We start from the raw sequence: 12,160 nt of genomic DNA on the forward strand, positions 1-12,160 counted from the left end.
GCTGCGTTTTGGGGGCAGACCCGGTGCGAAAAAAAGACGCGAGGATGGAACTGGGGCGTGCGGCCAAGCCGGAGGCACCACGCAGCTCTTACGCGTTCTTTTTTGCCGTTTTTGCGCTGTTGCTGCTTACCAACATCCTGACGGCCCTCGGCCTTTATCTTTCGCCCGACATCAACGCGCTCTTCCGCGAGGACAATTCCGCCCAGATCCACGCTTATGAGCAGCGCATCACCGAGTTGCGACTCGAGGTCGACCGGCTTCATTCCCGCCAGTACGCCCAGATGGGCGATATGAACCTACAGATGCATGAGTTGGTCGAGCAGCAGGAAGTTCTCTTCGAACAGCACGAATACGTCCGCGCCCTCACCGACCTGGCCCGCGAAATGGGCATCTCCATGGACGGCAATGCGCCCGAAGACGTGATGACCACCGGCGCCCTCCCTGATTCGCAGATACCTTCGGACATCCCCGGCATTGTGGAAGCACTCGACGTCATGCAGCAGGAAACCCGCATGGCCCTCGTCGCCTTGTCGGATGCGGCGACGTTGTCTACTCGCGAAATTGTATCCGGGCTTCAAAGCATCGGTCTCGAACCCGACCTGGGCGACGCGACCGGCGTCGGGGGGCCCTTCATTCCCGCCAACGGAGCGGCGGAACTTTCGATCATCGACGAGGCCAACGCCGTAGCGACCGCTCTCGCGCGTTTTGGTGCTGCGCGCAACGCACTGATCTCAGCCCCTATTCGCCAGCCGATTGCCGGCAACGTCGGCATCAGTTCGGGGTTCGGCAGCCGCAACGACCCGTTTCTCAACCGCGCCGCCTTCCATGCCGGCATCGACTTCCGCGCCGGAACGGGAACGCCCATCCTCGCAGCGGCCGCGGGAACGATCTCGCATGCCGGACGCAACGGCGGTTATGGCAACATGGTGGAAATCGACCACGGCAACGGCGTCGTGACGCGCTACGCCCATATGAACGCAATCTCCGTCTCCGAAGGCCAGACCGTCAGCGCAGGTCAGGTTGTCGGCAGCTCCGGTTCAACGGGCCGCAGCACCGGACCGCATCTGCACTTCGAAGTCAGGCGCAACGGTAAGGCCGTCGATCCATCCCGCTTTCTCACGGCTGGAAGAAACCTCGCCAAATTCCTGTAGATCAATAGGAATTATCCGGAAGCGGGACGAATTCCGTCTCATCCGGAACGGCGCCGAACCGTGCCTGCGCCCAGTCCTCCTTGGCTTGCTCGATCCGTTCCCGGCTCGATGAAACGAAGTTCCACCAGATATAGCGCGGCCCTTCGAGCGCCGTACCGCCCAGATACATCATCCGGCTCGGCCGGACCGCTTTGACGGTGATCACGTCGCCTGGCCGGAAAACGAGGAGCCGCGGACCCTCGAACGTATCCCCAGCAATCGCGATCTCCCCCTCGACAAGGTAGATCGCGCGCTCCTCGTAGTCCCTATCCAACGGCGCCGTCTGCCCCTCGGCGAGACTCACCTCGACGTAGAACCAGTCCGTAATGGTCTGGACGTTCGACCGCTTGCCGAACGCCTTGCCTGCGATCACGCGGGCGGAAAGCCCAGTGTCGCGCACGGTCGGCAGGTCGCGGCCGGAAAAATGCTGGAATGTCGGGTCGATCTCTTCCATGTCCGCCGGAAGCGCGATCCAGCTCTGGAGGCCGAGCATCCTCTGGCCGGACGCCCGTTCGACCTCGGGCGTGCGCTCCGAATGCGTGATGCCGCGTCCGGCCGTCATCAGGTTCATGGCGCCCGGCACGATTTCCTGAATGTTGCCCTCGCTGTCGCGGTGCATGACCTTGCCGTCGAAGAGATAAGTGACCGTTGAAAGACCGATATGCGGATGCGGGCGCACATCCATTCCCTGCCCGGGAATGAACTGAACCGGCCCAAAATGATCGAAGAAGATGAAGGGCCCGACCATCTGGCGCTTGCCATGCGGCAAGGCGCGGCGCACCGCGAAGCCTTCGCCGAGATCGCGCGTGCGCGGCACGACAACGAGTTCGAGCGCGTCGCAGCTCTTTGGATCGCCTTCGACGGGATCGTAGTCGGGCAACCAGGTCATGGTGAACTCCTTTCCGGCGCGGGCACTAACCCCAAGATAGGGTTTCCGTCCCCGCCCGGCCAGAAGGCACAGCCGTGTTACTCGTCCTCGGCCTTGTCAGCGCCCACCCGCTGGGCAAGCGATGCTTCCATGAAGGCGTCGAGATCGCCGTCGAGAACGTCGGACGGCGACGTACTCTCGACACTGGTTCGCAGGTCCTTGACGAGCTGGTAGGGCTGCAGGACGTAGGAGCGGATCTGGTGCCCCCACCCGATCTCCGTCTTCGACGCCGCCTCGGCGTTTGCCGCCTCCTCGCGCAGTTGCAGCTCGCGCTCGTAAAGCCGCGCCCGCAGCATGTCCCAGGCCTGCGCCCGGTTCTTGTGCTGGCTGCGCTCGTTCTGGCACTGCACGACGATACCGGTCGGAATATGCGTAATGCGCACCGCGGAGTCGGTCGTATTGACGTGCTGACCGCCGGCCCCGGACGCGCGATACGTGTCGATCCGAACATCCGACTCGTTGACCTCGATATCGATCGAATCATCGATCACCGGGTAGACCCAAACGCTCGAAAAGCTCGTGTGCCGCCGCGCCTGGCTGTCATAGGGCGAAATGCGCACCAGCCGGTGCACGCCTGACTCGGTCTTGAGCCAGCCATAGGCGTTATGCCCCTTGATCTGGATCGTTGCGGACTTGATGCCCGCTTCTTCGCCGGCATGGTATTCGATGGTTTCGACCTTGAACTTCCGCCGCTCGGCCCAGCGCGTATACATCCGGAAGAGCATCTGCGCCCAATCCTGGCTTTCGGTCCCCCCGGCACCCGAATGGACTTCGAGATAGCAATCGTTCGAATCCGCCTCGCCCGAAAGCAGCGATTCCACGCGCATGCGCGCCGCGGTGCCCTCGAGCGCCTTGATCGCGGCTTCGGCTTCGGACACGACCTCGGCGTCCCCTTCGGCCTCGCCAAGCTCGATCAGTTCGATATTGTCATTGAGCGCCGTATCGAGGCCCGTGACGTCGGCAATCGCGGTTTCGAGCGCCTGGCGCTCCCGCATCACCTCCTGGGCCGCCTCGGGATCGTTCCAAAGATCCCCGGATTCGGTGCGTGCATTCAGTTCGTCGAGACGTCTTTGGGCTGTATCCCAGTCAAAGATGCCTCCTCAGCAGGCTTAGGGCCTGCTTGATTTCGTCGACCGTCTTTTGAACTTCAGCACGCATACCGTGGTCTTCCTCTCTTTTCGGAGCGATGGTCTAACCGAGCCGCTCCTGCCGATCAAGCCACCCGCTCCGATTAGCAGCCGGCGCTGCAGATAAGATCGGCGCGTTTAGACTGGGCATGCCTATCCGACCGGTAGCCCGAACGCCCCGGATATCAATAAGCGTGGACGGTATGCGGCGAGACGCGCCTCATACTGAAATTAGAATAGCGAAGCGAGCCTCGCCGCATACATCCGGGGTTTTCGGCTTATGGCGGCGTCCCGGGCTGGGGTTTGTCGTAACCCTTCCTACGAGTGGGAAAGGTTCGGTGCCCCTCCGGGTTTCCCCGGTGCGACGGGGATATCAGTCCCCGTCCGGCCTCTGTCCGCTTTGGACCTCCGCTGGGACGACTCCCATCGGACCCGGACCGGTCCCGCCCAAACGTTCGTTGCGCTCGCGCCCATCAAAGCGGGTCCGTGGGAGGTACAATAACCGAAGTTCTGGGGGCGGTGATAAGTTCGTGCCAAGGGTCCTGATCGGGCCCATCATACGCCTTCCAAACCGACCGCTCTAAAACAGCCCGCCGCGCCCGAGATCGAGGTTCTGCCCGACGTCCCCGCTCTGGATATTCGTGAAGGCATCGGAATTCACCCCGATCACGGACGTAACCAGGTTCGGACCTGTCCCGGGCTTGAACGCCTCCTGAATGCCGCCGCCGCCGGCTACGATCTCGACGCCCGAAGAGGGATCGATCCACTCCCGGTGCATGCCCGGCGGCACGGCGAAAGGAGTCGCAGGCCGTCCTTCGAGCGCGGCGGACATGAAATCGGCAAAGATCGGCGCTGCGAGTTCGCCGCCGGTCGAGGACCTGCCCATCGAGCGCGGGATGTCATAGCCCACATAGACGCCCACGGCGAGTTCCGGGGTAAATCCGACGAACCAGGCATCCTTATAGTCGTTCGTCGTTCCAGTCTTGCCCGCGATCGGCACGCCCACGCTGCGCACCGCCGTCCCCGTGCCGCGCTGCACCACCCCCTCGAGCATCGAGGTGATCTGATAGGCGGTCATCGGGTCGAGCACCTGCTCGCGATTGTCGACAACCAGCGGCTCACTCTGGCCGACCCATTCGGTCGCCTCGCAGCCGCCGCAAACGCGCTGGTCGTGCACATAGATCGTCTCGCCATACCGGTCCTGGACCCGGTCGATCAGCGTCGGTGTGATCTTGCGGCCACCATTGGCGATCGTGGCGTAGGCCGCTGTCATCCGCAACACCGTCGTCTCGCCGGCCCCAAGCGCCGAGGAGAGATAGGGCGGCAGGTCGTCCGAGACACCGAACATGCGCGCATATTCGACGACAAGCGGCATTCCGAGATCCTTGGCAAGCCGCACGGTCATCACGTTGCGCGACCGCTCGATCCCGCGCCTGAGCGTCTGCGGCCCGTAGAATTGCTGCGCGTAGTTTTCCGGCCGCCAGACCGAACCGTCCTCGTTGACGACTTCGAGCGGCGCGTCGAGCACCACGGAAGCCGGCGTATAACCGTTGTCGAGCGCCGCGGCGTAGACGAAGGGCTTGAACGAGGACCCCGGCTGGCGCATCGCCTGCGTCGCGCGGTTGAACTCGGATTCATCGAAGGAGAACCCGCCCACGAGCGCGAGCACGCGCCCCGTACGCGGATCCATCGCCACGATCCCGCCCTGAACCTCCGGTGTCTGCCGCAGCGTATAAACGCCCTCCTCGCCCTCAACCGGCTCGACATAGACCACATCGCCAACGCTCAGTAGGGCACTTAAAGGTTCTCTGACCCAGTTCACCGTGCTGCCGGGAACCTGCCCCTCCACCCGCACGTCGCTGACCCGTCCGTCGACGTCGATGTCCGGCCGCAAACCGATATGCGCGAGGTTGTTTTCCATTTCGAGCACGACAGCCAGGCTCCATTCCGGAACGTCGCTCAAGGGGTCGACCTCGGCCAGCGCCCGGCCCCAGTCCTCGCCCAGTTCGATTGTCGCAACGACGCCGTGGAACCCGCGCGCCTGATCGAACGCGATGAGCCCGTCCATCAGCGCGCGGCGGGCATATTCCTGCATCTGGGGATCGAGTGTCGTGCGCACAGAAAGCCCACCCCCATAGAGCTGGTCCTCCCCGTAGATGGCCGCCAGTTCGCGCCGGACCTCCTCGGTGAAGTACTCCGCCGAATAAAGCTGGGAACCGCCGATCCGCGGAACGACATCGAGGTTCTGCGCTTTGTATTCATCCGCCTCGGCGAGCGTGATGTAGCCATTCTCGGCCATCCGGTCGAGCACCCAGTTCCGCCGCTCGATCGCCGCCTGCGGGCGCCGGAAGGGATGATAGTTGGCCGGCCCCTTGGGAAGCGCCGCGAGATAGGCAGCCTCGGCATAGGTGAGTTCGTAAAGCGCCTTGTCGAAATAGTTGAGCGCCGCGGCGGCGACGCCATAGGAATTGAAGCCCAGATAAATCTCGTTGAGATAGAGTTCCAGGATCTTGTCCTTGGAGAACGTGTTCTCGATCCGCAGCGCAAGCAGCGCTTCCTTGATCTTGCGCTCCCAGGTCTGATCCGAGGTCAAAAGGAAGTTCTTGGCCACCTGCTGGGTAATGGTCGAGGCCCCGACCAACGGCCCGCCGCCGCCGCCAACGATTTGCTCGACATTGTCCCGCGCCGCGCGGATGACGCCGCCGACATCGATGCCGAAATGGCTGTAGAAATCCTTGTCTTCAGCCGAAAGGAACGCTTCGATCACGTGCGGAGGGATGGTCTCGATCGGCTGGAACAGCCGCCGCTCGCGCGCGAATTCTGCCAAAAGCGTGCCGTCGGCGGCGTGAACCCGCGTGGTGACCGGGGGCTGGTAGTCCCGCAGGACGGTATAGTCCGGCAAATCCTGGGTCAGCACCCAGATAAAATACGCAACGCCGCCGATCGCGATCAGCCCGAAAAAGGCCCCTAACCCGAACAGCCAGCTCAACAACCGCAACATTTATGCGTTCCCGTTCGATACGGCGCAGCGGCGCCGGTCCCATGGCCCCGCGAATCCGCAAACTATCAGAATTGGATACCCTTGTGGATGCCGATCGCCAAGGCGTGCGCGTCCTATTCCCGCCCGTCGAAATAAATCGCGACGCCGCGCGCGAGCGCCGCCGCAACCCGGTCGAGCCAAGTATCGGTGGTCAGGTTCTGCGTATCGTCGCTGTTGGAAAGAAACCCCAGCTCGATAAGCACCGAGGGCACGTCGGGCGCCTGGAGGACGTAGAAATCGGCGCGCCGGAGCGGAAACCGCCGCAACTGGATCGAGGGTTCGAGCTGCTCAATGAGCGCCTGCCCGGCGAGATAGGACTCCCGGCGCGTTTCGCGTCCGAGAAGATCGACCAGAATATCGATCACCGCCGGGTCGTCGGGCGGCCCGTACCCGGCAACAAGATGCGCGCGGTTTTCCTGCTCGGCGAGCACCCGGTCGAGTTCGCTCGTTGCGAGTTCGCCCCGGACATAAATGCTCGCGCCGCGCACGTCCTCCTGATCGAACGAATCCGCATGCAGCGAGATGAAGAGATCGGCCTGGTTCGAGCGCGCGAGCCCGACGCGCTCGCCGAGCCCGAGAAAGACGTCCGTGTCGCGCGTGAGCGCCACCTCGAACCGCCCCGTCGCGGCCAGAAGGCTCTGCAGCTTGAGCGCAAAGGCGAGGACGATGTTCTTTTCCTGGATGCCGCTATCGGAGCGCGCGCCGCTGTCGGCACCGCCGTGACCGGGATCGATGACAATGAGCGGCCGCGACGCCGACGGGGCCGTTGCCGTTTCCCCCGGCGCCATCTGTTCGCCATCGAGTTCCGGCGTCTCGGCCGTTTCGACATCGCCCTCGACGCCGGTGCGCACATTCGCGAGGAAATTGGCCTCCGTATCGGGGATGAGGTCGATAACCAGCCGCGCCGGCTGGTCCTCGAACGCCTCGAGCACATAGGACTGCTGGACCTGCGCCGGCGCCGCAAGCGTGAGGCTGGCCCGCACGCGTTCAGCGCCCGTGCTCTGGACCGAATAGGCCGTCACGAGCCCGTCCCCGCCGACCGCCGGCGCTTCGCCCTCGTCCGGGCCGCTTTGTGCGCGCACCTCGACGATGACGCGGTTCGGTGCAGCCAGGGTATAGACGGCGAATTCGGTAGGTTGTGTCAGGTCGAGCACGAGCCGCGCGCGTTCGGGCGTTGTGGTCACCCGCGAATCGAGCAGCGCGGGCGCCCCCTGCCCGGCGGCCGGCGTTGCTTCCTCTGCCTCCTGGGCGAATACGCCGGCGGCTGCGAGCCCGGCAACCAGCAAAAGACACAGAACACGCAATGCGCGCCTGGCGGAATCCATCATGTCAGCTCCATTTTCGCGCGCACCATAAGCGATTCTCTGGCAAAATTCGGACGCGTTCTTGCTTGTACGCGCGCATCGGGCGCCCCATATGCGTCCAAGTGCTCCTAAAACATTCTCTATTGCCAATTTTTGGGAACACTCGTAAGGACTGTAAGTGCGGTGCATGCCTGTCTGCGGCGGGCCCCCGCCGGTCGAGGGATCTCCCTCGGATCGGTCCGGGAACAGGACGCGCGACGGAACACTGGCACCCCGAAGGAACATTCGGCCCCCTATGACATATCGGTCGGGGGCCGGAAGCGGCAGAATCCCTTGATGCCGCGCACAAAGAGTTGGAGGACCGCGGTAACCGGCTTGGCCCTATCGCGGGTCCCCCCTGGAACGAGGTCGTATGGGTAGAGCGCTGGCTATCGGCAACGCAAAAGAAGATGTGTGCCGCAGCATGCTGCCCGGTTCAATGACGCCCCTCGCTTCCAAAGCCCCAAACGCGGCTAGCGCCACAACCCTCATGACATTCGCCTCGCATGGCGCCTGCACGCGGCCCTCGAAGGGCACGCGGCACGGCGCGCGAGCGCGTGGAGTTTTTCTATATGGCTACAAAAAGAATGCTGGTGGATGCCACCCACCCGGAAGAAACACGGATCGTCGTTACCAGCGGTAACAGACTCGAGGAATTCGACTTTGAATCTGCCGAACGGCGGCAGCTTAGAGGCAATATCTACCTTGCCAAGGTGACGCGGGTGGAACCTTCGCTGCAGGCGGCCTTCGTCGAATACGGCGGCAACCGCCACGGCTTCCTCGCCTTTTCCGAAATCCACCCCGATTACTACCAGATCCCCGTCGCCGACCGCGAAGCCCTGATGCGCGCCGAAGAGGAAGCGCAGGAGGCTGAAGCGTCCGAGGACGACGAGGAGGACGTTTCCGACCCCGTCGAGGACGAGGATGCTGAAGACGGCGAGGAGATCCCCGACGCCGAAAACGGCGGCTCGCGCAAGAAGGTCGAGCAGATCGGCGAAGGTGACGCGCTCGAGGACCTTCAGGAGCGCCCGCGCCGCAATCTGCGCAAGTACAAGATTCAGGAAGTGATCAAGCGCCGCCAGGTGCTGCTCGTCCAGGTCGTCAAGGAAGAGCGCGGCAATAAGGGCGCGGCGCTGACCACCTATCTTTCGCTCGCCGGCCGCTACTCGGTGCTGATGCCGAACACCGCCCGCGGCGGCGGCATTTCGCGCAAGATCACGAGCGCGGCCGACCGCAAGCGCTTGAAGGAAATCGCAACCGATCTCGACGTTCCCCAAGGTATGGGCGTGATCCTTCGGACCGCCGGCGCCTCGCGCACCAAGGCCGAGGTCAAGCGCGACTTCGAATACCTGATGCGGCTCTGGGAGAACGTACGCACGCTCACGCTCGAATCCTCGGCGCCGTGCCTCGTCTACGAGGAAGGCAGCCTCATCAAGCGCACGATCCGCGACCTCTACAACAAGGACATCGGAGAAGTTCTCGTCGCCGGCGACGCGGCTTACCGCGAAGCCAAGGACTTCATGCGCATGATCATGCCGAGCCATTCCAAGAATGTGCAGGCCTACAAGGACGATGCGCCGATCTTCTCCAAGTACAACATCGAGTCCCAGCTCGATTCCATGTTCCACCCGCAGGTCACCCTGCCCTCGGGCGGCTATATCGTGATCAACCCGACCGAGGCGCTGGTTTCGATCGACGTCAACTCGGGCCGCGCGACCAAGGAACACAATATCGAGGATACCGCGCTCCAGACCAATCTCGAGGCCGCCGAGGAGATTTCCCGGCAGCTTCGCCTGCGCGACCTTGCCGGTCTGATCGTCATCGACTTCATCGACATGGAGGAAAAGCGCAACAACCGGGCCGTCGAGCGCAAGCTCAAGGACTGTTTGAAGAACGACCGCGCCCGCATCCAGGTCGGCCATATCAGCCATTTCGGCCTTCTCGAGATGAGCCGCCAGCGCATCCGCTTCGGCGTTCTGGAAAGCTCGACGCACAGCTGCCCGACCTGCGCGGGCACGGGTCTCGTGCGCTCGGTCTCCTCGCTCGCGTTGATGATCATGCGCGCTATCGAGGACCACGTGCTGCGCAAGCCGGGCCAGTCGATCAACGTCAACATGCCGGCCGAAGTCGCGCTCTATATCCTCAATACCAAGCGCCATACGCTTTCGCTGCTCGAAGAGAAATACGGCCTTTCGATCACCATTTCCGCGTCCGACGCGATGGTCGGCAACCAGTTCACCATCGAGCGCGGCGAGTCGCGCGGCCCGCTGCCCAACGCGGCACAGGTCCAGCACATCCGGGCCGATGCCGCTTCGATGGACGACTATGACGAGGCCGAAGCCGCCGAAGAAAAAGAAGAGGAAGCCGCGGTATCCGAGGAGCAGCCTTCGCGCTCCAAGCGCCGGCGCCGGCGCCGGCGCGGTACCGGCGGCGGACAGGCTGCCGTCAGCCCGACGGAAAATGCCACACCCGACGCCGAGGATGGCGATACCGAGGACGAGGCGCGCCCCGAAGCCGCCACGTCCGATGACGACGACCAGCCGCGCAAGCGCCGCCGCCGTGGCCGCCGTGGCGGCCGCCGCAACCGCCGCGGGCAGGAGGGCGAAGAGCTTCAGACGGAATCCGAGGACGCGGGTGACGCTGTAAGCGACGCCGACGCAATGGAAGCCGTCGAAGAGCGCGAAGCCGTGTCCGGCAAGACCGCCACGCCCGAGCCTGACGATGCACAGGCTGCACAGGATCTCGACGCGGCACCCCAGGAAGCCGTAGAGGCGACCGAAGCCGTTGCCGAAAAGCCAAAACGCGGACGCCGGAGCCGCAAGAAGACCCAGGCCGCCGACACCGGCGAGGCCGAGACGGTTGCAGAAACCGCCCCGGAGGCGGAATCGGTTGCCGAGGAAAAGCCAGCCAAAAAGCCGCGCAAGCGGACTTCGCGGGCTAAGAAGAAGGACGAAACGCCCTCCTCCGAGCTTGCAGATAGCACCCCGGCACCGGCCGAAGACGCGCCCGCAGCCGAGGCATCCGAACCTGCGCCGCAGCCCGAACCCGAGCCAGAGGCCAGCCCCAAGCCGGAGACCAGCTCCGAGCCCGAGGCCGAACCCGAGCGCAAGACGCCCGCCGACGAGATCGTGGTGTCGTCATCGGGTGCCGACGAAGGCGAAGACAAGCCCAAGAAAGTGGGCTGGTGGCAGCGTCGGCTCGGATTGGGCTGACGCCGTCAAAGCGGAACCGAACGCAAACACCCCGCCAACCGGCGGGGTGTTTCTTTTTCGCCCGCGTCTCCGTCGCCTAGGCTAGGAACCGCTCCATCCGCCCGAGCGCTTCGTTGATGGTTTCGCAGGTGCCCGCGTAGGAAAACCGGACGTAGTTGTGCCCGTCGGTTCTGTCGAAATCAGCACCAGGCGTCGCCGCGACGCCAGCCTCTTCCAGCATGCGGATGCAGAAATCCATCGTATCGTTGGTAAAGGGCGAAGCGTCCACATAGGCATAGAACGCGCCATTCGAAGGCCCTGCCCCCAGGAAGCCCAGGCGTTCGAGCCCCCTCGCGAGCAGGAGCCGGTTTTCGGCATATCCATCGCGGCGTCCATCGTAGTACGCACGCTCCTCGAGCGCGGCAAGCGCCGCCACCTGCGACACGCTGGAGGCGGAAATGAAAAGGCTCTGCGCCATCATCTCCACCTGCCGCACAAGGTCTTCGGGCAGCACGAGCCAGCCGATTCGCCAGCCGGTCATGCAGTAGTACTTCGAAAAGCTGTTGACGATGATCGGCGATGCGCTTGTCTCGAGCGCGCTCACATCGCGCCCGGTATAGTTGAGCCCGTGATAGATCTCGTCGGAAATGAACCGCACGCCGAGCCGCTCGCAGCACGCGATAATCGCCGCCAACTCGTCCGCATCGAGCACCGCGCCGGTGGGATTGGCCGGGCTCGCGAGCAGCAACCCCTCGAACGGGGCGCGGGCGTGGGCCGCCTCGATATCGGCTGGCGTCAATTTCCATCCTGCCTCCGGCCGCACCGGTATTTCGGCGACCTGCATATTCAGGCTGGCGAGAATGTTGCGATAGGCCGGATATCCAGGCCGGGTCACGGCGATCCGTGCGCCGGGCGCGAAGGCGCCGAGGAACGAAAGGATAAAACCGCTCGAGGATCCCATGGTGACGACGACACGCTCGGGATCGACCGCAACGCCGTGCCGCTCGTCATAGTACCGCGCGAGCCGCTCCCGAAGGGGCCGCATGCCCTTGGCCGAGGTATAGCCCATCGGCCCCTCGATGCAGTCTTTGACCGCCGCGCGCACCGCGGGCGCGGGCATCCCTCCCGGCTCCCCGATCTCGAGATGGCAGACCGCGTGCCCCTCGGCTTCACGGGCCTGTGCCCGGCCGAGAATCTCCATCGCGTAGAAAGGGCGGATCATTTCCAGCGTCATCAAATCGTCCTACTTGCGCCACATCACTGTGACGTTACACTGCCCGAAGGCGCAAGGGAACCGGTCACGTTCCACGAACATAAAAGAAAATCGAAACACATGCTACA

At 63.8% G+C, this 12,160-nt stretch carries 7 protein-coding genes; 2 read left to right on the plus strand and 5 right to left on the minus strand.

Translation table 11 applies throughout. The features are described 5' to 3' along the window. The first annotated feature begins 44 nt into the window (after positions 1–44). Positions 45–1,151: a M23 family metallopeptidase gene (locus tag LSG43_RS14505; RefSeq protein WP_231805439.1), complete on the plus strand. Its 1,107-nt coding sequence runs from the start codon at positions 45–47 to the stop codon at positions 1,149–1,151. A gap of 1 nt (position 1,152) precedes the next feature. Here the strand turns inward: LSG43_RS14505 and LSG43_RS14510 are convergent, their stop codons facing one another. From LSG43_RS14510 to LSG43_RS14525, 4 genes are all read right to left on the minus strand, one after another. Beyond that, positions 1,153–2,079, minus strand: coding sequence for a pirin family protein (locus LSG43_RS14510; protein WP_231805441.1), 927 nt, complete (start codon positions 2,077–2,079; stop codon positions 1,153–1,155). Positions 2,080–2,156: 77 nt separating this feature from the next. Further along, positions 2,157–3,276, minus strand: a protein-coding gene (gene prfB / locus LSG43_RS14515; RefSeq protein WP_231805443.1) for a peptide chain release factor 2 whose coding sequence is annotated in 2 segments (ribosomal slippage) — positions 2,157–3,206 and positions 3,208–3,276 — 1,119 coding nt in all. Because the reading frame shifts where the segments join, the coding sequence is not laid out codon by codon here. Positions 3,277–3,825: 549 nt separating this feature from the next. Continuing rightward, positions 3,826–6,246, minus strand: coding sequence for a penicillin-binding protein 1A (locus LSG43_RS14520; RefSeq protein ID WP_231805445.1), 2,421 nt, complete (start codon positions 6,244–6,246; stop codon positions 3,826–3,828). 113 nt (positions 6,247–6,359) lie between these two features. After that, positions 6,360–7,613, minus strand: coding sequence for an N-acetylmuramoyl-L-alanine amidase (locus LSG43_RS14525; RefSeq protein WP_231805447.1), 1,254 nt, complete (start codon positions 7,611–7,613; stop codon positions 6,360–6,362). A 587-nt stretch (positions 7,614–8,200) separates the two neighbouring features. On the opposite strand from LSG43_RS14525, the gene LSG43_RS14530 reads away from it, so the two are divergent. Then, positions 8,201–10,840 (plus strand): Rne/Rng family ribonuclease, encoded by a 2,640-nt coding sequence (locus tag LSG43_RS14530; RefSeq protein WP_231805449.1) that lies wholly within the window; start codon positions 8,201–8,203, stop codon positions 10,838–10,840. Positions 10,841–10,916: 76 nt separating this feature from the next. On the opposite strand, the gene LSG43_RS14535 is transcribed toward LSG43_RS14530, so the two are convergent. Beyond that, positions 10,917–12,053 (minus strand): pyridoxal phosphate-dependent aminotransferase, encoded by a 1,137-nt coding sequence (locus LSG43_RS14535; RefSeq protein WP_231805451.1) that lies wholly within the window; start codon positions 12,051–12,053, stop codon positions 10,917–10,919. Positions 12,054–12,160 lie beyond the last annotated feature (107 nt).

Origin of the sequence: Pelagibacterium xiamenense, from assembly GCF_021166475.1 — a bacterium.
GTDB lineage: Bacteria > Pseudomonadota > Alphaproteobacteria > Rhizobiales > Devosiaceae > Pelagibacterium > Pelagibacterium xiamenense.